General features: G+C 66.1%; 26 protein-coding genes. 13 read left to right on the top strand and 13 right to left on the bottom strand.

Annotated elements, in window-relative coordinates; translation table 11 throughout:
* Window positions 1–5: 5 nt before the first annotated feature.
* Window positions 6–1,310, bottom strand: a complete 1,305-nt coding sequence (gene purB, locus K3551_RS14940) for an adenylosuccinate lyase (protein WP_259915013.1) — start codon at window positions 1,308–1,310, stop codon at window positions 6–8.
* Window positions 1,311–1,419: 109 nt separating this feature from the next.
* Here purB and K3551_RS14935 point away from each other — a divergent pair, with 109 nt between their 5' ends.
* Entirely contained in the window at window positions 1,420–1,806 is a 387-nt protein-coding gene (locus tag K3551_RS14935) for a diacylglycerol kinase (protein WP_259915010.1), read from the top strand.
* Window positions 1,803–2,204 (top strand): DUF6314 family protein, encoded by a 402-nt coding sequence (locus K3551_RS14930; RefSeq protein ID WP_259915008.1) that lies wholly within the window; start codon window positions 1,803–1,805, stop codon window positions 2,202–2,204. The genes K3551_RS14935 and K3551_RS14930 overlap by 4 nt, the downstream gene beginning before the upstream one ends.
* 6 nt (window positions 2,205–2,210) lie before the next feature.
* Here the strand turns inward: K3551_RS14930 and K3551_RS14925 are convergent, their stop codons facing one another.
* Window positions 2,211–2,444, bottom strand: coding sequence for a hypothetical protein (locus K3551_RS14925; protein WP_259915006.1), 234 nt, complete (start codon window positions 2,442–2,444; stop codon window positions 2,211–2,213).
* Between the two features lie 75 nt (window positions 2,445–2,519).
* Between K3551_RS14925 and prfA the strand changes: the two genes are divergently transcribed.
* From prfA to K3551_RS14910, 3 genes are all read left to right on the top strand, one after another.
* The gene (gene prfA, locus K3551_RS14920) at window positions 2,520–3,575 is read left to right on the top strand and encodes a peptide chain release factor 1 (RefSeq protein ID WP_259915003.1); all 1,056 of its coding nucleotides are present in this window, start codon (window positions 2,520–2,522) and stop codon (window positions 3,573–3,575) included.
* Complete coding sequence (gene prmC / locus K3551_RS14915; RefSeq protein WP_259914999.1) at window positions 3,572–4,333, top strand: peptide chain release factor N(5)-glutamine methyltransferase; 762 nt, start codon at window positions 3,572–3,574, stop codon at window positions 4,331–4,333. The genes prfA and prmC overlap by 4 nt, the downstream gene beginning before the upstream one ends.
* A gap of 121 nt (window positions 4,334–4,454) precedes the next feature.
* Complete coding sequence (locus K3551_RS14910) at window positions 4,455–5,258, top strand: DUF4167 domain-containing protein (protein ID WP_259914997.1); 804 nt, start codon at window positions 4,455–4,457, stop codon at window positions 5,256–5,258.
* A gap of 80 nt (window positions 5,259–5,338) precedes the next feature.
* On the opposite strand, the gene rsmA is transcribed toward K3551_RS14910, so the two are convergent.
* The 6 genes from rsmA to lptF all read right to left on the bottom strand — a co-directional run bounded on the left by rsmA (window position 5,339) and on the right by lptF (window position 12,866).
* Window positions 5,339–6,178 carry a 16S rRNA (adenine(1518)-N(6)/adenine(1519)-N(6))-dimethyltransferase RsmA gene (rsmA, locus tag K3551_RS14905; protein WP_259914994.1) on the bottom strand — a complete coding sequence of 280 codons (840 nt, stop codon included), beginning with the start codon at window positions 6,176–6,178 and terminating at the stop codon, window positions 5,339–5,341.
* A gap of 125 nt (window positions 6,179–6,303) precedes the next feature.
* Window positions 6,304–7,287, bottom strand: a complete 984-nt coding sequence (gene pdxA, locus K3551_RS14900; RefSeq protein WP_259914993.1) for a 4-hydroxythreonine-4-phosphate dehydrogenase PdxA — start codon at window positions 7,285–7,287, stop codon at window positions 6,304–6,306.
* Complete coding sequence (locus tag K3551_RS14895; protein ID WP_259914991.1) at window positions 7,265–8,488, bottom strand: peptidylprolyl isomerase; 1,224 nt, start codon at window positions 8,486–8,488, stop codon at window positions 7,265–7,267. Before K3551_RS14895 ends, pdxA begins: the two co-directional genes overlap by 23 nt.
* 21 nt (window positions 8,489–8,509) lie before the next feature.
* On the bottom strand, window positions 8,510–10,651 hold the full coding sequence (locus tag K3551_RS14890; protein WP_259914988.1) for an LPS-assembly protein LptD: 2,142 nt from the start codon (window positions 10,649–10,651) through the stop codon (window positions 8,510–8,512).
* The gene (lptG, locus tag K3551_RS14885; protein WP_259914985.1) at window positions 10,651–11,751 is read right to left on the bottom strand and encodes an LPS export ABC transporter permease LptG; all 1,101 of its coding nucleotides are present in this window, start codon (window positions 11,749–11,751) and stop codon (window positions 10,651–10,653) included. The genes K3551_RS14890 and lptG overlap by 1 nt, the downstream gene beginning before the upstream one ends.
* The gene (lptF, locus tag K3551_RS14880) at window positions 11,748–12,866 is read right to left on the bottom strand and encodes an LPS export ABC transporter permease LptF (protein WP_259914982.1); all 1,119 of its coding nucleotides are present in this window, start codon (window positions 12,864–12,866) and stop codon (window positions 11,748–11,750) included. Before lptF ends, lptG begins: the two co-directional genes overlap by 4 nt.
* Window positions 12,867–13,102: 236 nt before the next feature.
* Here lptF and K3551_RS14875 point away from each other — a divergent pair, with 236 nt between their 5' ends.
* Genes K3551_RS14875 through K3551_RS14865 form a run of 3 tightly spaced genes read left to right on the top strand, consistent with a single transcriptional unit; the run spans window position 13,103 to window position 15,249 of the window.
* Complete coding sequence (locus tag K3551_RS14875; protein WP_259914977.1) at window positions 13,103–14,581, top strand: leucyl aminopeptidase; 1,479 nt, start codon at window positions 13,103–13,105, stop codon at window positions 14,579–14,581.
* On the top strand, window positions 14,574–15,035 hold the full coding sequence (locus K3551_RS14870) for a DNA polymerase III subunit chi (RefSeq protein WP_259914963.1): 462 nt from the start codon (window positions 14,574–14,576) through the stop codon (window positions 15,033–15,035). The genes K3551_RS14875 and K3551_RS14870 overlap by 8 nt, the downstream gene beginning before the upstream one ends.
* 52 nt (window positions 15,036–15,087) lie before the next feature.
* Window positions 15,088–15,249: a hypothetical protein gene (locus K3551_RS14865; RefSeq protein ID WP_259914930.1), complete on the top strand. Its 162-nt coding sequence runs from the start codon at window positions 15,088–15,090 to the stop codon at window positions 15,247–15,249.
* On the opposite strand, the gene K3551_RS14860 is transcribed toward K3551_RS14865, so the two are convergent.
* Genes K3551_RS14860 through K3551_RS14850 form a run of 3 tightly spaced genes read right to left on the bottom strand, consistent with a single transcriptional unit; the run spans window position 15,246 to window position 18,378 of the window.
* The gene (locus K3551_RS14860; protein ID WP_259914928.1) at window positions 15,246–15,833 is read right to left on the bottom strand and encodes a TIGR02281 family clan AA aspartic protease; all 588 of its coding nucleotides are present in this window, start codon (window positions 15,831–15,833) and stop codon (window positions 15,246–15,248) included. The genes K3551_RS14865 and K3551_RS14860 overlap by 4 nt on opposite strands.
* A 28-nt stretch (window positions 15,834–15,861) precedes the next feature.
* Window positions 15,862–16,470: a MarC family protein gene (locus K3551_RS14855; protein ID WP_259914926.1), complete on the bottom strand. Its 609-nt coding sequence runs from the start codon at window positions 16,468–16,470 to the stop codon at window positions 15,862–15,864.
* Window positions 16,471–16,530: 60 nt separating this feature from the next.
* The gene (locus K3551_RS14850; RefSeq protein ID WP_259914924.1) at window positions 16,531–18,378 is read right to left on the bottom strand and encodes an ABC-F family ATP-binding cassette domain-containing protein; all 1,848 of its coding nucleotides are present in this window, start codon (window positions 18,376–18,378) and stop codon (window positions 16,531–16,533) included.
* Between the two features lie 339 nt (window positions 18,379–18,717).
* Between K3551_RS14850 and ndk the strand changes: the two genes are divergently transcribed.
* A complete protein-coding gene (gene ndk / locus K3551_RS14845) occupies window positions 18,718–19,140 on the top strand; it encodes a nucleoside-diphosphate kinase (RefSeq protein WP_259914922.1) in 423 nt (140 codons plus the stop codon).
* Window positions 19,141–19,236: 96 nt separating this feature from the next.
* On the opposite strand, the gene K3551_RS14840 is transcribed toward ndk, so the two are convergent.
* Window positions 19,237–19,794, bottom strand: a complete 558-nt coding sequence (locus K3551_RS14840; protein ID WP_259914920.1) for a carboxymuconolactone decarboxylase family protein — start codon at window positions 19,792–19,794, stop codon at window positions 19,237–19,239.
* Window positions 19,795–19,888: 94 nt separating this feature from the next.
* Here K3551_RS14840 and K3551_RS14835 point away from each other — a divergent pair, with 94 nt between their 5' ends.
* Together K3551_RS14835 and K3551_RS14830 are read left to right on the top strand one after the other, a co-directional pair.
* Window positions 19,889–20,464, top strand: coding sequence for a TetR/AcrR family transcriptional regulator (locus K3551_RS14835; protein WP_259914918.1), 576 nt, complete (start codon window positions 19,889–19,891; stop codon window positions 20,462–20,464).
* A gap of 44 nt (window positions 20,465–20,508) precedes the next feature.
* Entirely contained in the window at window positions 20,509–21,870 is a 1,362-nt protein-coding gene (locus K3551_RS14830; protein ID WP_259914916.1) for an MATE family efflux transporter, read from the top strand.
* On the opposite strand, the gene K3551_RS14825 is transcribed toward K3551_RS14830, so the two are convergent.
* Window positions 21,871–22,200 carry an iron-sulfur cluster assembly accessory protein gene (locus K3551_RS14825; RefSeq protein ID WP_259914914.1) on the bottom strand — a complete coding sequence of 110 codons (330 nt, stop codon included), beginning with the start codon at window positions 22,198–22,200 and terminating at the stop codon, window positions 21,871–21,873.
* A gap of 75 nt (window positions 22,201–22,275) precedes the next feature.
* Here K3551_RS14825 and K3551_RS14820 point away from each other — a divergent pair, with 75 nt between their 5' ends.
* Window positions 22,276–23,412, top strand: a complete 1,137-nt coding sequence (locus K3551_RS14820; protein ID WP_259914911.1) for a deoxyguanosinetriphosphate triphosphohydrolase — start codon at window positions 22,276–22,278, stop codon at window positions 23,410–23,412.
* Between the two features lie 75 nt (window positions 23,413–23,487).
* Complete coding sequence (locus tag K3551_RS14815) at window positions 23,488–23,949, top strand: hypothetical protein (RefSeq protein WP_259914908.1); 462 nt, start codon at window positions 23,488–23,490, stop codon at window positions 23,947–23,949.
* The last annotated feature ends 4 nt before the right edge of the window (window positions 23,950–23,953 follow it).

Raw genomic sequence — 23,953 nt, 5'->3', positions numbered from 1 at the left:
CGGGGTCAGGCCCCGAAGACGCGCTTGAAAATCGTGTCCACGTGCTTGGTGTGGTAGCCCATGTCGAATTTCTCTTCGATGGCCTCTGCACCAAGCGCCGCGACCACGTCCGCGTCGGCCAGCAGCTCCGCCTTGAAATCGGTCCGCTCTTCCCAGACCTTCAGGGCGTTGCGCTGCACCATGACATAGGCATCTTCGCGGCTGACACCGGCCTGCGTCAGGGCCAGCAGAACACGCTGCGACATGACCAGGCCCGGAAACTTGTTCATGTTGTCCAGCATGTTGTCCGGGAAGATCAGCATCTTGTCGACGACGCTCGTCAAGCGCGCCAGCGCGAAGTCCAGCGTGATCGTGGCATCCGGCCCGATCATCCGCTCGACCGACGAATGCGAGATGTCGCGTTCGTGCCAAAGCGCCACGTTTTCCATCGCGGGGATCACGGCGGCGCGCACCATGCGGGCCAGACCGGTCAGGTTTTCCGTCAGAACCGGGTTCTTCTTGTGCGGCATCGCCGACGACCCTTTCTGCCCCATCGAGAAGAACTCCGCCCCCTCAAGCACCTCGGTGCGCTGCATGTGGCGGATCTCTGTGGCGAGGTTCTCGATGCTGCTGGCGATGACGCCCAGGCAGGCGAAGAAGGCGGCGTGGCGGTCGCGGGGGATGACCTGGGTGCTGATCGGCTCTGGCGTCAGGCCCAGCTTTTCGCAGACATGTTCCTCGACCCGCGGATCGACGTTGGCAAAGGTGCCGACCGCGCCGGAAATGGCCCCGGTGGCGATTTCGTCGCGGGCAGTGCGCATCCGGGTCAGGTTGCGGTCCATCTCGGCGTAGAACCGCGCGAAGGTCAGGCCCATGGTGGTGGGTTCGGCGTGGATGCCGTGGCTGCGGCCCACGCGGACCGTGTCCTTGTGTTCCAGCGCGCGCCGTTTCAGCGCGGCCAGCAACCCCTCCAGGTCGGTGATCAGAATGTCGGCGGCACGCGTCAGCTGGACGTTGGTGCAGGTGTCCAGCACATCCGAAGAGGTCATGCCCTGGTGCACGAACCGCGCCTCGTCAGAGCCGACGTGTTCGGCCAGATGGGTCAGAAAGGCAATGACGTCGTGCTTGGTGACGGCCTCGATTTCGTCGATGCGGGCCACATCGAATTCGACGTCCTTCGCCTTCCACACGGCTTCGGCATTCTCGCGCGGGATGACGCCCAGATCGGCCATGGCGTCGCAGGCGTGGGCCTCGATCTCGTACCAGATGCGGAACTTGGTCTCGGGGGACCAGATGGACACCATCTCGGGGCGGGAATAGCGCGGGATCATGTGGGCAGACCTTTCAGGCAGTTCGCGCGCGTCTTAGGGTGCGGGCACGGCGGCTGCAAGGAATGGGACGTGCGAAGATGACTTTGGGGCAATTCGGGCACGGCCTGCGATGACGGGTGCGACACCACCGCCCAAGGGCACGCGCAATCCGGTAGCGCATACCTTCGGTGCGCTCGGCTATTCGCTGGCGGGCGGGCGATTCCTGCTGACCCAGCGGGCGGCGCGGCTGCAGGTCTTCATGTTTGCGGTCACGGTCGCGATCTTTGCTGTCGCGGGGGTGACCGCCGGACACTGGGCGGTGATGGGGGCGCTGTTCCTGACGACGCTGGGGATCGAGGCCTTGAACACCGCGATCGAGCTGATCATCGACCGCACCTCGCCTGAAATCAGCGATTTTGCCAAGAATGCCAAGGATCTGGGCAGTTTCGCCGTGTTCTGCGGTGTGCTCGTCTTCGTTGGCCACGCGGTCTGGGCCGTGGGGGCGGCGGTCCTGTGAAGCTGGCGGACCTGGCAGGTGACTGGCGCGTTTTGCGGGCAATCCGCCATGCGGACGGCACGCGGGTGCGCTTCGAAGGGCGGGCCGTCTGGACGGCCGAGGGCGACCGGTGGCGGTCGCTGGAAACCGGTCGGCTGCGGCAGGGGGACGTCACCTTCGAGGCGCGGCGCGAAACGATCTGGCAGGCGCAGGCGGCCGGGATTGACGTGCGCTTTGGCGACGGGCGGTTTTTTCATCACATTGCTGCCGGGTCACAGGTGCGCGCGCACCACGATTGCCCGCCAGACGATTACCGCTTGATGTACGACTTCCGGCTTTGGCCGCACTGGTCGGTGCGCTGGCGCGTGACGGGCCCGCGCAAGGATTACCGCGCGTTGACGCGCTACGTTCGCCCATAGGGCAGATCAGCCGGTCAGACAGCTTTCGCCTGTATCGCGCCAGATCGGGACATTCAGGGACATGTCGCATTTCGCCATGAACTGCCGTCCGCCGACGGCCAGGCAGGTGCGCTGCCCCATTTCGACGCGTCCACCGGTGCTGTCGGTGCAGTAACAATCGACCGTTTTGCCCGAGGGCGACGTCACATCCGCCGCAACCGGCAAGGCCAACAGACAGAGGAACAGGATGATCCGTTTCATGATATCACCTCCGGACGCGAGCCTAGCGCAGGTGTCGCCCTTGACCAAAGCCCTTTCGCACCGCATCACGCGCAGATGATCCCAGCCGACCGCCTTGACCAGATCCTCGCCCGTTTCGAGTTCCTCGAAGCGCGGCTGAACGCCGGGCCCGATGCCTCTGAGATTGCCGACCTGACGCGCGAATACGCCGAGGTAAAGCCCGTGGCCGAACAGGTCCGCGCCCACCGCGCCCTGGAGATGCAGCTGGCCGAGGCCGAAGTCATGCTGGACGACCCGGAAATGCGCGAACTGGCCGAAGCGGAGCTGCCGGAGTTGCGCGCCGCGCTGGATCAATCCGTGGCCGACCTGCAGATCGCGCTGCTGCCCCGCGATGCCGCCGACGCCCGCCCAGCCATCCTGGAAATCCGCCCCGGCACCGGCGGCGAAGAGGCGGCGCTGTTCGCGGGAAACCTGGAAGCCATGTATCGCCGCTACGCAGAGGCGCGCGGCTGGCGGATGGAAATGGTCGAGCGGCAGGAAACCGATCTGGGCGGCGTCAAGGAACTGGTCGCGCGGATCGAAGGCGACAACGTCTTTGCCCGGCTCAAGTTCGAAAGCGGCGTGCACCGGGTACAGCGGGTGCCGGCTACGGAATCCGGTGGTCGCATCCACACCTCGGCCGCCACCGTCGCCGTGCTGCCAGAGGCAGAGGCCGTAGACATCGACATCCCCGCAGGCGACATCCGCATCGACACCATGCGCGCCTCGGGCGCCGGTGGCCAGCACGTGAACACAACCGATTCGGCGGTACGGATCACGCACCTGCCGTCGGGGATCGTGGTGACGTCGTCCGAAAAGTCCCAGCACCGCAATCGCGATATCGCCATGCAGGTTCTGCGCGCGCGTCTCTATGAGGCGCAGCGCGCCGCCCTGGCCGCCGAACGCTCCGAGAGCCGGCGGGCCCAAGTCGGCAGCGGAGACCGCTCGGAGCGCATTCGGACCTACAACTTCCCGCAGGGGCGGATGACCGACCACCGCATCAATCTGACACTGTATAAGCTGGATGCGGTGATGCAGGGCGACCTGGACGAGGTGATCGACGCGTTGATCGCCGATCACCAGGCGGCGCTGTTGGCCGAAATGGGTCAATGACCGAAGCAGAAGCGGCGCAGGCCCTGCGCGCGGCGCACGTGCCCGGTGCGGCAAACGATGCAGGGAAACTGGCCCGCGCCCTGGGCGAGGGGGCCGCCCTGGCCGCAGCCGTTGCCCGTCGGAGCCTGCGCGAACCGGTGTCGCATATCCTGGGCCTCCGGGCGTTCTGGAAGCACGACTTCGAGGTGAACGGCGATGTGCTCGACCCGCGCCCGGATACCGAGACCCTGGTCGAGGCGGCGCTGGCCGAACCCTTTGGCCGCGTGTTGGACCTGGGCACGGGGTCGGGCTGTATCCTGCTGTCCTTGCTGGATGAACGCCCCGATGCAACGGGCCTGGGCACCGACATCTCCGAGGCGGCGCTGGCCGTGGCCCGTCGCAATGCCACCCGGCTGGGCATCCCCAACCGGGCAGAGCTGCGCCAGGGCGATTGGCTGTCCGGTATCGAGGGGACCTTTGACCTGATCGTGTCCAACCCGCCCTATATCACTGCGACCGAAATGGCCGATCTGCACCCCGAGGTGCACAGGTGGGAGCCGCACCTGGCCCTGACGCCCGGCGGCGACGGTCTGGACGCCTATCGCATCCTGACCCGAGACGCGCCGGAACACCTGACCCCGGGCGGACGGTTCATGGTCGAAATCGGCCACCAACAGGCACCGGCCGTCACCGCCCTGTTTCAGGCCGCCGGTCTGGCGGAAATCCGCGTCCTGGACGACCTTGCGGGCAAGAACCGTGTCGTTTCCGGGCGAAAATAGGCCGGAACACCAAGAATCATCTTGTAAACCCGCGCGGACCTTTCCATAACCGCTCCACATCCAGCGGACGACGGCGGCATCGGCCCCGCCCCGGATGACACGCCCAAGAAACCCGGACCTTTTGACCCGTTCCGAAAACGGGCACGGTCCCCGGCAAAATTCAAGCGGAACCTACCCAGGCATGAGAAGCTCCAAGTCGCGTTCGCGGAACAAAAACCGCAACAATCGTCCTCAGGGCGGCAATATCGTCAATCGGGTCTTCGACAGCTCCGGTCCCGAGGGCAAGGTGCGCGGCACGCCTCAGCAGATCATCGATAAGTACAACCAGCTGGCACGCGATGCGCAGCTCTCCGGCGACAGGGTTGCCGTCGAGAACTTCCAACAGCACGCGGAACACTACACCCGCATGCTGGCCGCCGCGATGAAAGAGCAGGAAGCGCGTCAGCAGCAGCACAATCAAAACCAGCAGAACAACCAGGGCGGCCAGCAAGGCGGCAACCAGGGAAATGGTGGTCAGTCTGGTCAGAACAATGGCGGCCAGACATCGGGTAACCAGGGTTCGGGCAACCAGAACAACGGTGGCCAGAACAACGGCAACCAGAACAACGGCAACCAGCCCAAATTCGATCCGCCCGCGCAGCAGCCTGCCGAAGCGGCCCAGAGTGCAGCCGAAGGTCAGCCCAGTGGCGGTCGCGGCAATCGCCGCCGCGCGCCCCGCGATCAGCAGCCGGTCGCACAGGCCGGCGATGACGTGATCGACGTGCCCGCCACCGACACCGGCCCGGTCGAAACGCCCGAAGCACGGGCCGACGACGGCGAGGTCAAGGCCGAGAAACCCAAGCCCAAGCGGACCCGCACCCGCAAGAAGGCCCCGGCCAAGGCCGAAGGCGACACCCCCGACGCGCAGCCCTCCGAAGAGGCCTGATCGCAAGACGTGAGCAGGGGCGGCGTGAACCCCGCCCTACGCTGACGCTCGAAATGGTGTGTTTTGCCTTGCGCGCCCGCCTAGCTGGCGACGGCGCGGGCCAGGGCGCACCACTGCTCCAGCGAGACCTGCTCTGCGCGTTCCGTTGGCGCGATACCGGCAGACAGCAGGCGATCCTCCAGGTCCGGGACCACCCCCTTGAGGGCGGCGCGCAGCATCTTGCGCCGCTGGTTGAAGCCTTTGGCGACCACCCGTTCCAGCACATCTGCCTCGGCGTCGAACCGGGGGGCGGGCAGGGCGGTCAGATGGACCACGGCGGAATGCACCTTGGGTGGCGGGCTGAAGGCCTCGGGCGGCAGGGTCAGCGCGATCCGCGTGTCGCAGCGCCACTGTGCCAGGACCGCGAGGCGGCCATAGGCCTTTGATCCCGGGGCGGCCGTTATCCGCTCTGCGACCTCTTTCTGAAACATCAGGGTCAGGCTTTCCCAGGGCGGCGGCCAACTGGCGGGCGTCAACCAGCGCACCAGCAGTTCGGTGCCGACGTTGTAGGGCAGGTTTGCGACCACGCGCCAGGGCGCAGCAAGGTGCGCACCCGTATCCACGGTCAGGGCGTCGGCATTCATCACGGTCAACTGACCGGGATAGGCCGCCGCGATTTCGGCCAGGGCAGGCAGGCAGCGCGCATCCTTTTCGATGGCCAGCACCTTGGCCGCGCCCTCGGCCAGCAGACCGCGCGTCAGACCGCCAGGGCCAGGGCCCACCTCCAACACCTGCGCGCCGGTCAACGACCCGCCGACGCGCGCGATCCGCGCGGTCAGGTTCAGGTCCAGCAGGAAATTCTGTCCCAAGGATTTCTTGGCGCGCAGCCCGTGGGTTTCAATCACGTCGCGCAGCGGGGGAAGGTCATCGATCTGGCTCATGCCCTGCCCATATCCCAGCCGCGCGCCCGCGGCGATGCCCGGATTGGAGTATTTGGGGGCCCGTGATGCGGGATCAACGCGTCGGACAGGTCCAGGCACCCCGGCGGTCGTTTCGGGGGCTCACCTCAAGGTTGACTGCGTCGCCGCCCTGCCATGTCCCAGGCCATGCGCAGCGCCGCCACCATGGAGGTCGGATCGGCAAGGCCGCGTCCGGCGATATCGAAGGCGGTGCCGTGATCGGGGGACGTACGGATGAACGGCAGGCCCAGCGTCACATTCACCCCGCCCGCGAAATCGATGGTCTTGATCGGGATCAGTGCCTGATCGTGATACATCGCGACCGCTGCGTCATAGCCTGCGCGCGCGCCTGCGTGGAACATTGTGTCGGCGGGCAGGGGGCCAAAGCAGCCCAGCTCGGGCGCGAGGCGGGCAATCAGGTCGGTGATCCAGGTGATCTCCTGCTGGCCCATGGTGCCGCCTTCGCCCGCGTGGGGGTTCAGGCCCGCCACCGCGATCCGGGGGGCGGTGATGCCGAAATCCCGGCGCAGGCCCGCATGGGTCACGCGCAGGCAGGTTTCCAGCGTATCGGGGGTCAGCGCGCCGGCCACCTGGTCCAGGGCGATGTGGATCGTGGCGGGGACGACGCGCAGCTCGGGACAGGCGAGCATCATCACCACCTCTGCGTCGCCCGCAAGCGCGGCCAGGTATTCGGTGTGGCCGGGGTAGGGAAAGGCCGCTCCGTCCTTCAGTGCCTTCTTGTGGATCGGCGCGGTGCAGACCGCCGATGCCGCCCCGCCTTGCGCCAGGTCGACCGCGCGGGCGATGGCCGAAATGACGCCCGCCGCCTGGGCCGGGTCGGGGCGGCCGGGCGTGCGGGGGCCGGGGATGTCGTGCGGCAGGATACACAGCCTGTCCGCGCGCGCCGCCTCCGGGGTCTCGATCACGTGGGTGTCCACGCCGAACCCCTCGAAATGCGCCGGGTTGCCCAACACGAAGAACGGCACATCCGGCAGCAGCGCGCGGGCCTTGGCCACCACCTCGGGCCCGACGCCCGCCGGTTCGCCGCAGGTGACCGCGATGGGCGGTCTATTCGTAGGTGATGATGGCATCGGCGCGCAGCTCGTCCAGATAGCCCTGGGCATAGCTTTCCAGACGTTGATTGAGCAGTTGCTGGCCCACCGCATCAAAGGCGCCCTCCGGCGGTTCGACCACGCGGCCACACATCATCACGAACCGCAGGTTCCCGCCCGACGACAGCAGGGTCGTTTCCTCGCCCTCGTCCAGCTTGGCCAGTTCCGTGCGCAGGTCACCGGGCAAGTCGGACACCTGGGCCACGCTGCGGGTCAGAACGCCCTCGGGCTGGCCCTTGGCCACGCCGTAAAGGTCGTCGCAGACGTCCACGCGCGCGCGGATGCGGGCGGCTTCGGCCAGCGCTTCGGGCGAGCGTCCGCCGGGGATCAGGTATTCGGCATAGTCGATGGCCAAGGCTTCCTGCGTGGCGGTCCCGCTCTCGTCGAGGTCGCGCAACATGTAGAGACCGATGAAAGCGCCCAGGTCGACAGGGTCGGAGACTTCGCCGGGGGCCAGGGCCAGGACCTGGCTGACCAGCGGCGGCGGCAGTTGGGACAAAGGCACCCAGTCGATCCGCCCGCCGCGCCCGCGCGATGCGCTGCGCGAATACTGGCGCGCGGCTTGTTGAAAGGCTACGGGGCCGGAAATGCTGTTGGACAGACGTTCGGCCAGGGCGCGGACTTCGTCGCGCGTCTCCGGCGTCTGGGGGATGGCGATTTCCGACATCAGGACGCGGACCGAATTGGGGCCGCGGGCCAGCGTGCGCTCGATCTCCGCTTCGGAGGGGCGGGCACGCGGGCCGAACCGCTGTTGCACGAGGCCGCGCCAGTACAACCCGTTGCGCACGAAATCGCGGTAGGTTTCCGCCGCGACGCCCCGCGCCTCCAGGGCGGCGATGAATTGCTCCGGCTCCAGGCTCCCTCGGGAAATGAATTCGACCATGCCGGCGTCCAGCTCTTCGGGCGTGACGACGATGCCGGCGGCGCGGGCGGTCTGAACCTGAAGGGTTTCGTCCACCAACAGGTCACGGACGCTTTGCAGGTCGGCATTGGGGGCATTCAGCAGCGCCAGGAAACGGGCGCGCTGGGTCACCTGCCAGTTGGTGATCGCCATGCCATTGATCGTGGCGGCGGGGGCAAAGGGTTGACCCTGCGCCTGCGCCGGGGCCCCGTGCAGCAGGCAGGCAGCGGCCAGTGCGGCCAGCGCCATGCGGGCCCCGCGTGTCATGTCAAAGATCATCAGCCGCTCGGCCCCCAAGCCCTATAGTCCGCATTTTCGCGCCCGCGTGCGCCGGTCATCCGCCCCGAAACCCGCCAGTTCCACCGACAAGCCAAAGCGTGTCGAGGGTTGCAATGACGCGGTCGAGGTGAAGCGCCGCTCCACGTCGAAGTCCACCGTCACGCAGTCGGACCGGTAGGTCAGGCCAAGCCCCGCGTTGCTGGCGTCGTTCGTGACGAAGTCATACCGCCAGTTCGCCCGCCCCGTCCAGTCGCCGGCCAGATCCAGAGAGGCATCGAAGGACCATTCCGACGTGTCGATCGGGCGCCCGGCCGTCGGATCCGCCTCAAGATAGGTATAGCGTGTGTCGATCAGGTGCCCGGAGCCCTGCCAGCGCAGGATCGTCTCGGACCTGGCAAAGGTGAACTGGTCGTCAAAGATCGACCGCTGCATCACCTCGAACCCGCCCGCGTGGCTGGCCCCCACGGACAGCAGCCAATCCGAGGATCCGCCGTCCAGGCCCGTGCCGGGGCGAAACTGCCCCAGGTCGCGGGCGCGCACGACGCGGCCCACAAGCACGCCCGCCGTCCAACCCGACGGGTCATACCGCGTATAGCTGACGCCCAGGTTGGCCCGCGTCCCCAATTCCCGCGTGTCGCGCCCGGCAAAGCGGGTGGCGGAGAACAGATTGCCCTCGTCGAATTCGGGCGTCAGGCTGTCTTCGTCGGGGGTGACGGGGCGGTTCGACGGGGCCAGGATCAGTTGCGCCACCGGCTCTAGCACGTGCCGGACGTTGCCTGCCGTCGTGCGTGTCATCGGCAGGCGGAATTCGACGCCGCCGTAGGGGACAGCACGGGCAAAGGCGGTGTCGCTGAACGCCGTATCCTGCCGGACGTTGTAGGCATCCACATGGACCCCGCCCAGACCCGTCACCACCAATCCGCCATCGGTGATCCAGCTGCGTCGCCAGTCCAGCGCCGCCGAGGCCCGGACCACATCGCGCGCCGCATTGCTGGGCTGACCTGCGGGGACATGGGTCGCGGTGCGTTCGCGGGCATGGGCCGCCAAGGTCCAGATCGCCTGACCCCCCAGGCCTGCGGGCACGAACCGCCGCTGCCGTTCCGCATTCAGAACGCGCGTCGGCAGGAACCGGTTGTCCTCGCCGGTGCGCAGGCTTTCGAACAGGATGACTTCGGCCACGGCGCGGCTGTCGCGTTCCACCTTGGTGACGGCCAGACGGCTGTCCAGCCGGTCCTTGTCGCTGACGTCGTAGTCGACAAGGTAGGTGTCATCGCTCACCGTCTCCAGGTCGAACTCAAGCCGGTAGCCGCGTTTCAGCGCGAATGTCCCCTCGGCGAACAGATACCCACGCCAGGGATCGGCGGTGACGCGGTCTTCCGACAGGGCCCCCTCGATCAACAGGTCGCCCCGCTCGAACGCCTGCCGGTAGCGGACGCCCAGGCTGCGGGTGTCGGTATTGGTCAGAAAGGGCGAAAACGTAAGGTCAGCCGACGGCCCCAACGTCACGAAATAGGGCGTCGTCACCCCGGTCCCCAGGGTGTCGTCGGATGAAAAGCGCGGGGCGAGCCAGCCCGACGTGCGGTCCAGCGTCGGATCGGGCAGGCGCAGGCGCGGGAACCAGGCAACCGGAACCCCCGCCACGTCGAACCGCGCCTGATCGAAATAGAGCTGGCGTTCCTGCTTGTCGTGGATGATGCGCTTGGCCCGGATCTGCCACAACGGTGTCTTGCCCCCGTCGCAGACCGGGCAGGACGAGGCGACGGTCTGATACAGCTGGGTATACCGCCCCGCCGGACCCTGGGCGACCTCGGTTGCGGCGATCTGCAACCGCTGGTCCAGCACCAGCCGCGCCCCCTGCAGCACGCTGCCCCGCAGATCGGCCGACAGGCTTGCGAACTCCGCGACCAGGATCTGATCGGGTCCGTCGATCAGCGTCAGAGGCCCCTCGACCAGCAACCGGTCTTCGTCGCGCAGATAGGTGATGCGCGTGGCGCGCAGGATGCGGCCGTCTGCGAAAATCTCCACCTCGCCGGTCGCCGACAACTGGCCCTGGTCGAAATCGATACGGTCCGCGACCAGCGTGGCAGGCGTGACGGGCAGCGCATCCTGCGCCGCAGCCGGGGTGGTCAGGGCCAAAAGGCCAGCCAGGATCAGCGCGCGCATCACCCGTCCTCCAACTGCAGGATCACGCCCAACGACAACAGGATCGCGGCCAGAGGCGGCGACCAGGCGGCCAGTGCCACCGGCAATTGACCGTTTTCCCCAAGGGTCTGGGCAAAGCTGCGCAAAAAGAAGATGCCGAACCCGAACAACAGCGCCAGCAAGACCATCGTGCCCGATTGACCGGCGCGCGCATGGCGCATGGTGAAAGCCGCGCCGATCATCACCATCGCGGCCAGCATGAACGGATTGGCCAGCTCCATGTGCAGCCAGACCCGATGCGTTCGCCCCGAGAACCCGGCCGCGTCCAACTGCCGGATGAAGGCAGGCAACTGAAAGATCGGGATCGACGACGGCACACCAAAGCTGTCGCGGATCTGATCCTCGGTCAGGGTGGACGGGATGGTCGCCACCGGCACCGCCTGGGCGTCCCGTTCGGGGTTGTCGGACGTGCCCAGGGGCCAGCGTTTCGCGTCTTCCAGCAGCCAGTCGCCGTCCGACAGCTCTGCCCGGGTGGCGTCGATCCGCTCCACCGGGGTGCCATCGGCGTCGAACGACAGGAACGTCGCCTCGAACAGAACCGTGCCGCCCAGCGACGACCGCGCGGCCCGGATCACCGTCTGCCCCGAGGCGTCGCCCTGACGCAGCCAGACGCCCTCTTCGCTGACCGACATGACCGAAGAGGTGCCGCCCGTGCGATACCGGGCGATTTCCCGTTCATAGACGCCCTGTGTCGTGGCGACGATCGGATTGACGATCAACAGGGCCAGCCCCCCCAGCAGGATCGCCGCCAGCACCGGGGACAGCAGCGCCCGTATCGCAGACCGACCCGCAGCCCGGATCACCACCAGCTCCGACGACCGCGCCAGCGACAGGAACAACGCCAGCGTCGCCAGGATCACGATCAGCGGCAAAATCTGATACAGCGCGGCGGGCAGGTTCAGGGCCGCCAACCTAAACCCGTCGCCCACGCCCGCGTCTTGACCGTCCAGGCGGCGCAGCTGTTCCATCAGGTCGATGGGCAACAACAGGCCGGTAAAGACCATCGTCACCATGAACACCAGCCACAGGAACCGACGCGCGATATAGCGGGCCAACGTCATGCCGTGACCCGCCGAAAGGGGTGCGGCCCAAGCGTGCTGCGAAAGGTCAACGCCGCGCCAATCGCCAAGGTGGCCAGCGCCGGCAGATACAGCGTCCACCACAGGGCCACATCATCGCGCGCCGCCGATTCCGCCACATTCGACAACATTTTTAGCAGGATAGCCGAAACCACAGCGCCCATGATCTGTCGCCAGAGACCCAGACGGCTATAGCCCCCCAGCATCAGAAACCCGAGCGCCAGCAACGGCAGTCCGGCGGCAAAGATCGCCTCCGAGAATCGCAGGTGCCCCTCGCTCAGCAGCTTGGCGCGCCCCACGCCGGTCACGCGCCGCGCCTCGGCGTCGGCCCGCAAAAGAACCGCGGTCGACAACTCGCGTGGATCCTGGATGCGGCTGGTCGCGGCACCGGTCAGACCGGCCAGGTCATAGGCGAAATCGTCGAACCGCACCGTCACCAGCGACCGGTCGCGTACGTCCAGCGTCTGCGCCATGCCCTCGAACATCACCAGCCGCGTGCCCGTGTCGGCCCGCACCAGCAGGGCGCGCTCGGCGGTGTAGGAGGTGCGCGTCGCCTCGTCCCGGCGATCCTGCAGGAACAGGCCCAGCAATTCGCCCGCCTCGGTGATTTCACGCACGTAGACGGTGACGCCGCGTCCCGGATGCAGGAATTCGCCTTCCTTGAGGAACCGCGCGGTGACGTCCTGGCTCAGCTCGGTGCCGCGTTCCGCCAAAGCGGTGCGCGAGGCGGGGACCAGGATGTGACCCAGCACCGACACCATCAGCGCCACGATCACCCCGAAGATCATCACCGGTTTGGCCAACGACCAGGGCCCCAGGCCCGCCGTCTGGGCCACGACCATCTCGCTGTCGGCGGACAAGCGGTTGATTCCATAAAGAATCGCCACCAGCGCCGAAATCGGCAGCACCGCGAAAATCACATTCGGCAGCGCCAGCGCGGTGAACTGCAGGAACAGGCCGACACTGGCCCCGCCCGCGATCAGATCGTCGAACAGCCCGATGGCGCGGTTGACCCAATAGACCGCCACCAGCACCAGGCTGAAGAATCCGAAGGACGCCAGCAACTGGCCTGTCAGGTATCGGTCGAACGTGCCCAAACATCCCCCCCGGAACTGGCGATGCCCCTTCCTAGACGAGGGCGCAGGCGGGTCAAACCCCCAAAGCCGTCAACGGCCGTCCGCGCGCGCGGAAACGCGGGTCAGGTGGCGCGGCGCGGCGGGCATCCGGTCCGGCTGGACTGCTTCATTCGGGCATGACACCCCCGGCAAGCCGTCTGGAAACTCCGCAATCGCCGCACTAGTGTCGCCCACGACCCTATTCCTCGGAGATGCAGATGACCCAGCCCGCCCCCGTGACCTTTGCCGATCTCGACCTTGATACCCTTGCCACCGTCGAGGGCGTCGTCGCCTGTCTCATCCCCGAAGCGGGGACGCTGGACGCCGGGGCCAAGCGGTTGAATCGCCTGACCAAAGGGGCCGTCGCCCGCGCCGTCGAAAGCCCGGCCTGGGGCAAGCTGTCCGAAGGCGGCGTGCTGGAAATCGGCTTTCCGGTCGGGATGGAGGCGACTTGCGTCGCGCTCGTCCGGCTGGACCGCAAGGCAAGCGGTGGGGATGCCATGTCGGCGGGTGCCGCGCTTGCCAAACTGCGCGGCACGCGTGCCCTGGCCGTGACCGCCAGCGCCGCACAGAAATCGGTGACTGAACTGGCGTTGGGGGCTGCCTTGCGCGGCTACGACTTCAACGACCACATGACAGGCGAGGACAAGCCCGCCGCCGCCCCCATCACCGTGCTGACGCCCAAGTTCGAAGAGGCGCAGGCCGCCTGGACCGACGCCGCCGCCCAGGCCGAGGGCGTGTTCCTGACCCGCGACCTGGTCAATGAGCCGTCCAACGTCCTGACCACGACCGAATTTGCCAACCGCCTCGAAAAGCTCCGCGATCTGGGGGTTGAGGTCGAGGTCCTGGAGGAGGAGGCGCTGGCCGAACTGGGCATGCGCTGCCTGCTGGCCGTGGGACAGGGATCCGTCTCACCCAGCAAGGTCGTCGTGATGCAATGGAACGGGGGCGGCGACGAGGCGCCATTCGCATTGATCGGCAAGGGCGTCGTCTTCGACACCGGAGGCATCAGCCTGAAACCGGCTGCCGGCATGGAAGACATGACCATGGACATGGGCGGCGCGGGCACCGTCGCCGGGGCCATGCACACCATCGCCAAGCGCAAGGCCCGTGCAAACGTCGTGGCGCTGGTCGGGCTGGTTGAAAACATGCCCGACGGCAATGCCATCCGCCCGGGCGACGTGGTCGCCTCGATGAAGGGTGACACGGTCGAGATCATCAATACCGACGCCGAGGGCCGCCTCGTGCTGTGCGACGTGATGTGGTACGCGCAGGAACGTTTCAAACCCACGGGCATGGTCGATCTGGCCACCCTGACCGGGGCGATCATCATCGGCCTTGGCCATGAGAACGCGGGCGTGTTTTCCAACGACGACACGCTGGCGGGCGATTTCCTGGCCGCCGCCCAGGCCGAGCGCGAGGGGGCCTGGCGCATGCCTCTCGGGGCCGCCTACGACAAACAGCTGAAATCCCGCGTGGCCGACATGAAGAACGTCGGCGGCCGCCCCGCGGGGTCCATCACCGCGGCGCAGTTCCTGCTGCGTTTCGTGCAGGACGGAACGCCCTGGATCCACCTCGACATCGCGGGCACCGCCTCCGTGGCCAAGGGCACCGACCTGTCGCCCGCGGGCGCGACCGGTTGGGGCGTGCGCGCGCTGGACCGCCTGATCCGCGACCGGTGCGAACCCAATGGCTGAGGTCTATTTCTACCACCTGACCCGCCGGTCGGTGGTGGAAACCCTTGCCACCCTGCTGCCACGTTGCCTGTCGCAGGGCTGGCGCGTGGCGGTGCGGGGGACGGATGCGGGCCGGATGGCCTGGTTGGACGAAAAACTGTGGCAGGGCCCTGCCGACAGCTTTCTGCCGCATGGGCTGGCGGGCGGCGATCACGACGCGCGTCAGCCGATCCTTTTGACCACCGGCGATGCGCCCAACGATCCCGCGTGCGTCATGCTGCTGGACGGTGCGCCGATCTCGCCCGCAGAGGTGGCCCCGCTGGCCCGTGTCTGCATCCTGTTCGACGGTCTGGACGGAGAGGCGGTCAGCCTGGCGCGCGGACAATGGACCGCGCTGACCGGCGCGGGTGTCGGTGCGCGCTATTGGTCCGAGGAATCGGGCAAATGGGAAGAAAAGGCGACCAAGAACGTCTGACGCACCAACATAAAGCAAGGGAACCGCTTGGGCGTGCAGACGTTTTTCGACCATGCGCCTGACATTGACCGCCCTGACACTGACCCTGACCGCCACGGCCGCAGTTGCCGCGCCGGTGCCGCATCTGCCACCTTTGCCGGGTCTGCCCATCATCGAACCGGCCAAGCCGCTGCCCGCACAGTGCGCTCTGCGTCCCTGTCCGAAATCCGCCTAGCGGATCAGCCGCAATTCGTCGTTCTCGATCTCGATCCGGCCGAAGGATTGCAGATAGGACATGCCCAACAGACTCTGCCGCATGTCGCCGCCGTTGACGACGGCAGGGACGTTGCGGTCTAGGATCTGGCCCAACTGCACCTCGTCCAGGCGCACTTCTGCCGTTTCGACGGACCCGTTTGCCGTATTCGCCCGCCCCAGATACCGCAGCGTGTCAGGATCCAATCCGACCCGCGCGGCATCCTGCCGGGTCAGAACCAGATCCGTCGCGCCCGTGTCGACGATGAACGGCACCGTCGCCCCGTTGACGATCAGGGTCAGATGGTAATGGCCGTCGCGTTGGCGCGGTACACTGACGACCAGGGCGCCATCCTCGGCGACGACTGACTGGCCAGGCAGGGCGATGTCCCTGATATCGTTCCAGAACCCATAGACCACGACAAAGCCCACAAAGATAAAGAACCAGATCGCCGCCTGTTGCAGCATCTGTCCCATCCGGTGCCGATGAGACACGAAGACATAAAACCCGATGACCGAGCCCAGAAGGCCCAGATAGATCAGTCTCATCGTGCTGTCGGTATCCATGGCTCTCACATAGGGGGCGCGGCGCGCGTTACCAATCGGGCAGATCCGCCATTCCGTCCAGAACGAACTGGACGGACAGGGCTGCCAGCAACATGCCCAGCAGGCGCGTCACCAGATTGATGCCCGTCGGGCCCAGCAGCTTTTCCATTGGTGTGGCCATCAGGAACAGCACCAGCACCACCGCGATCACCGCCAACATGACGCCGATGGCCTGCACCGTGCCCAGGGGCGCGGCCCCGTCGGTCAACAGGATCATCGTCGCGATGGCCCCCGGACCAGCCGTCAAAGGCATGGCCAGCGGAAACACCGATGGATCGGTCTTGTGGGTGTCGGCCTGTCCTTCGCGGCGCTGGGTGCGTTTTTCGAACAGCATTTCCAATGCGGTCAGGAACAGCAGGATACCGCCCGCGATCCGGAACGCCGGGATGGAGATGCCAAGGAATGACAGCAGCGCCTCTCCGGCGACCGCAAAGACGATCAGAATGCCCGCGCCCACCGCGCAGGCCCGGAACGCGATGGCGCGCCGTTCGCGCGCCGACATGCCCGCGGTCAGGGCCACGAAAATCGGGGCCAGCCCGATCGGGTCGATCACCACGAAAAGCGCGGCGAAGGCGGTGGCGGCTTCGGCGAGTGTCATACCCGGATCATACCTCGGTCACCCATGGATCATACGTCGAATTTGCACAGATTTGCACAATTACGCCTGGGCCTTTTCCAGCTGATCCATCGCCTGCATCCACAGGGTTTCGGCCCGGTCCGCGGCCTCCATCACCTCGGCGTATTTCTTGTTCCAGGTCTCCAGCTCGCCGACGCGCCCCTCATCATAAAGCGTCGGATCCGCCAGTTTCTTGGCCAGTTTGTCGCGCATTTCGTCGATCTTCTTGACGCGGGCCTCGGCCTTGCGGACTTCGCTTCGCAGCTCCAGCAGGCGATCCCTGCTGACCGGCGGCTTTTCCTTTTTCTTCTCGGTCTTTGCGGGCTTTTCTTCGCCCTGCAACAGCAGCTTGCGATAGCTTTCCAGGTCGCCCTCATAGGGGGCCACGCTGCCACCTTTGACCAGCCACAGCCGGTCCGCGACCAGGCTCAGCAGGTGCATGTCGTGGCTGACCAGGACGACGGCCCCGTCATATCGCGTCAAGGCGGTCACCAACGCCTCCCGGCTCTCGATGTCCAGGTGGTTGGTCGGCTCGTCCAGGATCAGCAGGTGCGGCGCGTCCAGTGTCGCCAGCAGCAGCGACAGGCGCGCCTTTTGCCCGCCCGACAATTTGGCCACCAAAGTATCCGCCTGATCGACCCCCAGACCAAAGGACGCAAGCCGCGCCCTCAACTTGGGCGGGGCCTCGTCCGGGCGCTCGCGCCGCAGGTGCTCCAAGGGTGTTTCGTCGGTATGAAGCTCATCCACCTGGTGCTGGGCGAAGTATCCGATCTTCAACTTGGAAGACGCTTCGCGCTTGCCGTCAGATGTCTGAAGTTTGTCCGACAATAGCTTGGAAAGGGTGGATTTCCCCTCGCCATTTCGCCCCAGCAGGGCGATGCGATCGTCTTGATCTATTCGAACATTCAACCGGGTCAGGACATCCGGCCCCCCATAGCCGACCGAGGCCCCCTCAAGCCGCAGGATCGGGGGGTTCAACTGCGTCGGTTTGGGGAAGGTAAAGACCACGCGCGCGGCGTCTTCGGGGGCGGTGATCGTCTCCATCCGCTCCAGCATCTTGACGCGGCTTTGCGCCTGTTTCGCCTTGGATGCCTTGGCCTTGAAACGGTCCACGAAGGCCTGCAGGTGCGCCCGCTGCGTCGCCTGTTTCGCCGCCAGAGCCGCCTGGCCGGCACGCTTTTCGGCGCGGGCCTTAACGAATTGGTCATAGGTGCCGGTGTAGTAGGTAAGTCCCTTGTCCTCCAGGTGGAGGATGCCGCCCACCGACCGGTTCAACAGGCCCCGGTCGTGACTGATGATGATGACCGTATGGGGGTATTTGACCAGATAGCTTTCCAGCCAGAGCGCGCCTTCCAGATCCAGATAGTTCGTCGGTTCATCCAGCAAAAGCAGGTCCGGCTGGGCAAACAGCACACCGGCCAGCGCCACGCGCATCCGCCAACCGCCCGAATAGGCGGAGCAGGGGCGCTGCTGTTCCTCGACTTCAAAGCCGAGGCCCTTGAGAATGGACGACGCGCGGGCTTCACCGGACCAGGCGTCAATATCCTGCAGCCGCGCCTGCACCTCGGCGATGCGGGTCGGATCGGTCGCCGTTTCCGCCTCGGCCATGAGTTCGGCTCGCTCGGTGTCGGCATCCAGCACTGTTTGCAGGACCGTCGTTTCCGATGACGGCACTTCCTGGGCAACGCCGCCGATGCGGGCACGGGACGGAAGGGAGATGTCGCCGGCATCCAGGGGAATTTCCCCCCGGATGATACGGAACAGCGTCGTCTTGCCGGTGCCATTGCGTCCGACAAGGCCAACCTTGTGGCCGTCGGGGATCGTGGCGCTGGCGTCCACCATAAGGGGGCGACCGGCAACGGAATAGGAGAGATCGGTGATCTGAAGCATGGGGCCACCTGACTGATTCCCGGCCCGTCGGCAAGAGCCCAGGCGGCGGGTCGAAACCAGATAGCCTCTGGTCAGGTTTCGGGTGCGGTTCCGCGCGACATCGGCCGCATCGTCTGCCTCGGATCGCCGGGTCACGATCCAGGGCGTCGTGACGCGAAAGGCGGGCGCAGGCATCAGCGGCGAGGGGCCGCGCGGGATCAGGGTCCGGGACAGGGGATGTTCGACCGGCGCGCAGGCTGGACCCCTGCCGACAAAACCCGCCTGGCCCCCGATGCGGTGGCTTCACCCCCGGCATCACCCATGATAGGGCGCGGCCAAATGCCAATTCAGGAGTTTCCCATGGCCGTTCAACGCACCTTCTCGATCATCAAGCCCGACGCCACCAAGCGCAACCTGACCGGTCAGATCGCCGCCAAGTTCGAAGAGGCCGGCCTGCGTATCGTCGCGTCCAAGCGCATTCAACTGACGCTGGCCCAGGCCGAAGCCTTTTATGGTGTCCACAAGGACCGCCCCTTCTTTGGTGAACTGACCGAATTCATGATCTCCGAGCCGATCGTCGTGCAGGTTCTGGAAGGCGAAGACGCCATCGCGAAGAACCGTGAAGTCATGGGCGCCACCAACCCGGCCGAAGCCGCCGAAGGCACCATCCGCAAGGAATTCGCGCTGTCCATCGGCGAGAACTCGGTCCACGGCTCCGACGCGCCGGAGACGGCCGCCGAAGAAATCGCCTTCTTCTTCTCGGGCCTTGAACTGGTCGGCTGAACAAGACGCCTCGGGCGCGGGGAAACCCGCGTGCCCCAGATCGTTCCGCAAAGGGCACCCATCGTGGGTGCCCTTTTTTCTTTTGTACCGCTGGCTTTACGTGGTTGCCTTGGTCCAGGCGAACTTTCGCATCCCCTCATCCACGGGGGTTTCGGCCACGTGGTTGGTGTAGTTGGACATCACCTTCTGGGCCAAGGCCAGGATCACGTTCAGCACGGCGCGGTGGTCGTAGCCTGCGTCAAAGAACGCCTGCATCTGAGCTTCGGACACGTTGCCCCGGTCGCGCACCATGGCCAGCGTGAAGGTCCGCAGCGCCTCCAGCTTGGGGGCGGGCAGGGCGGTCTCGTCGCGCAGGGCGTCCGAGATGGCATCGTCGACCTTCATCATCTTGGCGATCCCGGTATGGGCGGGCACGCAATAGTGGCAGGCATGCTCGACGTTGATTGTCTGCCAGACGACGGTCAACTCATCCGCGTCGAAACCGGTTTCGGTGAACAGCTTGTGCAGCACCTGATACCCTTCGAGCAGTTGCGGGCTTTCGGCCATGACCTTGTGCAGGCCGGGCAACCGACCAAAGGCGGCCTGCGATTTCTCAAGCAGCGGCTTGGAGGCCTCGGGCGCGGTGGTCAGATCGTGAGAGGGGAAGTCGGTCATGGAAAGCTCCTGTTTGTGTTGCAGCGGAGTTAGGCTTGATTGAATGATCGTTCAAGAATAAATGTTGAGCAGTTGTTCAAGTAAATGTGATGCCATGCCCCGTCCCCCCGCCTACGACCGCGATGCCCTGATCGACCGAGCCCGCGACCTGTTCTGGGAAAAAGGGTGGGCCGGCACCTCGATGAAGGACCTGGAGGCGGCGCTCGACATGCGCCCCGGCAGTTTCTACGCGGCGTTCGGATCGAAGGATGCCTTGTTCGGCCTGACGTTGGACCGTTATGCGCAGGATGGCGCGGCGACCCTGGCGCGGTGGGCGCGCGATGGCACCCCCCTGGACGCGCTCAAGGCGCATTTGCTGAGCTTTGCGCAACCGGGCAATCGTCCGTCGCAGGCCTGTATGCTGGTCAAGGGTCTGCTTGAAATCGGGACACGCAACCCGGCCCTGTCGGACCGAATTGCCGCCCACCTGGATGGGATGGAGGCCCGTTTTGCCGCCTTGTTTGCCGCCGCGCAGGCCGCGGGAGAAGTGGCGGGGCATCACGATCCGCGGCGGCTGGCGCGGCGCTACCAAGCCGATCTGACCGGCCTGCGCGCAACGGCGGAACGCCCGGGTGTGGATGCGCGGGCCTTGGCCGACGAGTTGGTCGCAGACCTGGACCGGCTGGCCTGAACACGGCGATGGACAGGCCCGCCCTGCCGTTATAGCGCGGCGGCATGGGCATTCCTTTGCAACGTGATTTCGGCCGTACGCTTACGCTGGGCCTGCCATTGGTGGGCAGTCAACTGGCGCAGGTTCTGGTCGGTCTGACCGATACGGTGATGCTGGGCTGGTATTCCGTCCCGGCCTTGGCTGCGGTGACGCTTGGGGCGTCTTTCTTCTTTGTTTTCATGGTTGTGGGCTCCGGCTTTGCCTATGCTGTCCTGCCCATGTCCGCCGAGGCCGTCGGCCGCGAGGACGAGGTGCGGGCGCGGCGGGTCGCGCGGATGGGATTGTGGCTGTCGGTTCTGTTCGGGGCGCTGGTGCTGCCCGCATTCTGGTGGTCCGGCCTGCTGCTGCGCGCGGCAGGGCAGGACCCTCAGGTCGCCCTGGACGCGCAATCCTATTTGCGGATTGCCGGGCTGGGCATGATCCCGGCGCTGTTGACCGCGACGTTGCGCAGCCATCTCAGCGCGCTGGAACACACGCGCATCGTGCTTTGGGCGACCTTGGCTGCGGCTGCGCTGAACGGCGGGCTGAACTGGTTGCTGATCTTTGGCAACTGGGGGTTCCCGGAGCTGGGACTGGAGGGCGCGGCCATCGCGTCCTTGGGGGTGCACACGCTGACGTTGCTGGTGCTGGCGCGCTATGCGACCCATGGGCCGGGCATGGCGCGGTTCGAGTTGCTGAAAAACCTGCACCGGTCCGATTGGCCGATCTTTGCAGAGATCTTTCGCCTGGGTTGGCCTATCGGTCTGACGCATCTGGCCGAAAGCGGGCTGTTCGTCGCCACGGCATTGATGATGGGGTGGCTGGGAACCGTGCCCCTGGCGGCCCATGGTATCGCCATCCAGGTCGCTATGATCGGGTTCATGGTTCACATGGGGCTATCGGCTGCCGCGACGGTGCGCGTGGGCCATGCCTGGGGGCGCGGGGACCGGCCCGCCGTGATCCGCGCGGCCGTTGCCGCGTCGCTTTTGTCTGCCGTCGCGGTTCTGGTGGCCACTGCGCTCTATCTGGGGGCGGGCACGCAGATCGTGGCGCTGTTTCTGGATTCGGCGGACCCGCAGGCCCCGGCGATCCTGGTCTTGGGGGTGCATCTGCTGATGCTGGCCGCGCTGTTCCAACTGGTCGATGCGGGTCAGGTCATGGCCCTGGGCATGTTGCGCGGGGTGCAGGACACGCGTGCGCCGATGGTTCTGGCCATCGTGTCCTACTGGGTGCTGGGCCTGCCGGCCAGTTACGTGCTGGGCTTCGTTTTCAGCTGGGGGCCCAGCGGGATCTGGCTGGGCCTGACGGTCGGACTGGCCGCAGCCGCGTTGGCGTTGGGGTGGCGGTTCGTGTCGTTGGTGCGGGCGGACGCGCGGGTCCGCCCCTGATCACATCGAGAAACTGACGCCGCAGCCGCAGCTGGACGACGCATTGGGGTTTTCGATGGTGAAGCGAGAGCCGACCAATTCTTCGGTAAAGTCGATCACGGCGTTTTCCAGAAACGGCAAGGACACCTCGTCGACCACGACTTTCTGGCCTTCGCCTTCCAGGATCAGGTCGCCTTCGGCCACCTCGTCCAGGTCGATCTGATACTGAAAACCGGAGCAGCCGCCGCCTTCGACGGCAACGCGCAGCGCCTTGCCCGCGTCGTTCGCGCCGATCTCGGCCAGACGTTCAAATGCGCGGGGGGTCACGCGGGGGGGCAGGGAGAGGTCCATGGCTTACCTATAAGCTCGTGCAATTCCGTCACCCCCGATATATGGACGCCACGCCCGCCTGCCAAGAGAGCCGCCGTGACAGTCCCCTATGCCAGCGACCCCAACGCCACCCGCGGGCGCCTTTTCCCGGAGGAAGAGAGCGCCTTCCGCTCTCCTTTTCAGCGTGACCGCGACCGCATTATCCACGCCAGCGCGTTCCGGCGGCTCAAGCACAAGACCCAGGTGTTCATCGAGCACGAGGGCGATTATTTTCGCACCCGCCTGACCCATTCCATCGAGGTCGGGCAAGTCGCGCGCACCATTTCAAAACATCTGGGCCTGAACATGGAACTGACCGAGGGCGTCGCGCTGGCCCACGATCTGGGCCACCCGCCGTTCGGTCACACCGGCGAAGAGGCGCTGCAGAGGTTGATGGCCCCCTTTGGCGGCTTTGACCACAATGCGCAGGCGATCCGCATCGTCACCCGGCTGGAACGGCACTATGCGGAATGGGACGGGCTGAACCTGACGTGGGAAACCCTTGAAGGCATTGCGAAACATAACGGACCCGTCGGCGCACCGGTGCCCTATGCCCTGGCCGAATACGACGCCCGGCACGATCTGGAACTGACCACCCATGCCAGCGCCGAGGCCCAGGTCGCAGCCCTGTCCGATGACATCGCCTACAACAACCACGACCTGCACGACGGCCTGCGGGCCGAGCTGTTTTCGACCGATGAGCTGGCCGAATTGCCGGTTCTGCACGACTGCTTTGCCGAGGTGGACCGGGTCTATCCCGGTCTCAACTATTACCGCCGTCGGCACGAGGCGCTGCGCCGGTTCTTTGGCGTGTTGGTCGAGGATGTGATCCGCGTGACCGAGGCGAACCTGGCCGAGGTGCAGCCGCGCTCGGCCGGGGACGTGCGTCATGCGGGGCGGATGATGGTGCAGTTCACGCCCGCGCTGTGGTCCGATCTGAAGGTGATCCGCCGATTCCTGTTCGAACGCATGTACCGCGCCCCCGCGGTGGTCGAGGTCCGCAAACAGGTGACGCAGGTGGTGGACGAGTTGTTTCCCTTGTTCCTGGCCGCCCCTGAACACCTGCCCAAGCAGTGGCGCAAGGACGTCGACGAGGTCGCCAACGAGACGGAGCTGGCGCGCATCGTCTGCGATTATATCGCGGGCATGACGGATCGGTTTGCCCTGCAGGAACACGAGCGTCTGCTGGGGTAGGAAAACCTGACCTTGCCCCGGTCGCGGGCGGGGTGCGAAACTGCGGCCATGTCTTTCATCCGACCGGAGATTTCGATGCGCCGCCTTGCCTTGTGCCTTTGCCTGCTCACCACGCCCGCCCTGGCGGACATCGTGCCCCTAAACGGGGATTGGACCGTCCGATCCGTCGAGGCCCAGATGGCAGAGGTCTGCCCCGCGATGTTTCAGCCAATGGCCGATCAGATGGTTGCGAATATCGGTCGGCGCAACGTGTTCGAGGTCGACTGGAACGGGGCCTTCGACCCCAATCTGGCAAGCGGCCTGAACCCCGACGGACAGCCGGTCGCCTGGGAACAGGTTGACGACACCACCTGGCGCGCTAGCCTGTCGGGCCCCGGCAAGGAAGCGGTGATCGCGACCATGGAACTGCTGTCCGAAACGGAGATCCAGAATCGCGTCAACATGGACGTCCAGAAGATGATGGAGGAAGAGGGCGGCATGATCGACGCCGAGGGCTGCACGCTGGCCACGTCCTTTGTGATGCAACACAAGGGTTAGAGAC

Origin of the sequence: Jannaschia sp. M317 (genome assembly GCF_025141175.1) — a bacterium.
GTDB lineage: Bacteria > Pseudomonadota > Alphaproteobacteria > Rhodobacterales > Rhodobacteraceae > Jannaschia.
Note: the sequence above shows the minus strand (reverse complement) of the source record. Positions and strands in the feature narration are given on the sequence as shown.

Excerpts from the sequence above, each read along its gene's own strand:
- purB (WP_259915013.1), bottom strand. The coding sequence starts at position 1,310 with ATGATCCCGCGCTATTCCCGCCCCGAGATGGTGTCCATCTGGTCCCCC.
- K3551_RS14935 (WP_259915010.1), top strand. The coding sequence starts at position 1,420 with ATGACGGGTGCGACACCACCGCCCAAGGGCACGCGCAATCCGGTAGCG.
- K3551_RS14925 (WP_259915006.1), bottom strand. The coding sequence starts at position 2,444 with ATGAAACGGATCATCCTGTTCCTCTGTCTGTTGGCCTTGCCGGTTGCG.
- prfA (WP_259915003.1), top strand. The coding sequence starts at position 2,520 with ATGATCCCAGCCGACCGCCTTGACCAGATCCTCGCCCGTTTCGAGTTC.
- prmC (WP_259914999.1), top strand. The coding sequence starts at position 3,572 with ATGACCGAAGCAGAAGCGGCGCAGGCCCTGCGCGCGGCGCACGTGCCC.
- rsmA (WP_259914994.1), bottom strand. The coding sequence starts at position 6,178 with ATGAGCCAGATCGATGACCTTCCCCCGCTGCGCGACGTGATTGAAACC.
- pdxA (WP_259914993.1), bottom strand. The coding sequence starts at position 7,287 with ATGCCATCATCACCTACGAATAGACCGCCCATCGCGGTCACCTGCGGC.
- K3551_RS14895 (WP_259914991.1), bottom strand. The coding sequence starts at position 8,488 with ATGATCTTTGACATGACACGCGGGGCCCGCATGGCGCTGGCCGCACTG.
- K3551_RS14890 (WP_259914988.1), bottom strand. The coding sequence starts at position 10,651 with ATGCGCGCGCTGATCCTGGCTGGCCTTTTGGCCCTGACCACCCCGGCT.
- lptG (WP_259914985.1), bottom strand. The coding sequence starts at position 11,751 with ATGACGTTGGCCCGCTATATCGCGCGTCGGTTCCTGTGGCTGGTGTTC.
- K3551_RS14875 (WP_259914977.1), top strand. The coding sequence starts at position 13,103 with ATGACCCAGCCCGCCCCCGTGACCTTTGCCGATCTCGACCTTGATACC.
- K3551_RS14870 (WP_259914963.1), top strand. The coding sequence starts at position 14,574 with ATGGCTGAGGTCTATTTCTACCACCTGACCCGCCGGTCGGTGGTGGAA.
- K3551_RS14865 (WP_259914930.1), top strand. The coding sequence starts at position 15,088 with ATGCGCCTGACATTGACCGCCCTGACACTGACCCTGACCGCCACGGCC.
- K3551_RS14860 (WP_259914928.1), bottom strand. The coding sequence starts at position 15,833 with ATGGATACCGACAGCACGATGAGACTGATCTATCTGGGCCTTCTGGGC.
- K3551_RS14855 (WP_259914926.1), bottom strand. The coding sequence starts at position 16,470 with ATGACACTCGCCGAAGCCGCCACCGCCTTCGCCGCGCTTTTCGTGGTG.
- K3551_RS14850 (WP_259914924.1), bottom strand. The coding sequence starts at position 18,378 with ATGCTTCAGATCACCGATCTCTCCTATTCCGTTGCCGGTCGCCCCCTT.
- ndk (WP_259914922.1), top strand. The coding sequence starts at position 18,718 with ATGGCCGTTCAACGCACCTTCTCGATCATCAAGCCCGACGCCACCAAG.
- K3551_RS14840 (WP_259914920.1), bottom strand. The coding sequence starts at position 19,794 with ATGACCGACTTCCCCTCTCACGATCTGACCACCGCGCCCGAGGCCTCC.
- K3551_RS14835 (WP_259914918.1), top strand. The coding sequence starts at position 19,889 with ATGCCCCGTCCCCCCGCCTACGACCGCGATGCCCTGATCGACCGAGCC.
- K3551_RS14830 (WP_259914916.1), top strand. The coding sequence starts at position 20,509 with ATGGGCATTCCTTTGCAACGTGATTTCGGCCGTACGCTTACGCTGGGC.
- K3551_RS14825 (WP_259914914.1), bottom strand. The coding sequence starts at position 22,200 with ATGGACCTCTCCCTGCCCCCCCGCGTGACCCCCCGCGCATTTGAACGT.
- K3551_RS14815 (WP_259914908.1), top strand. The coding sequence starts at position 23,488 with ATGCGCCGCCTTGCCTTGTGCCTTTGCCTGCTCACCACGCCCGCCCTG.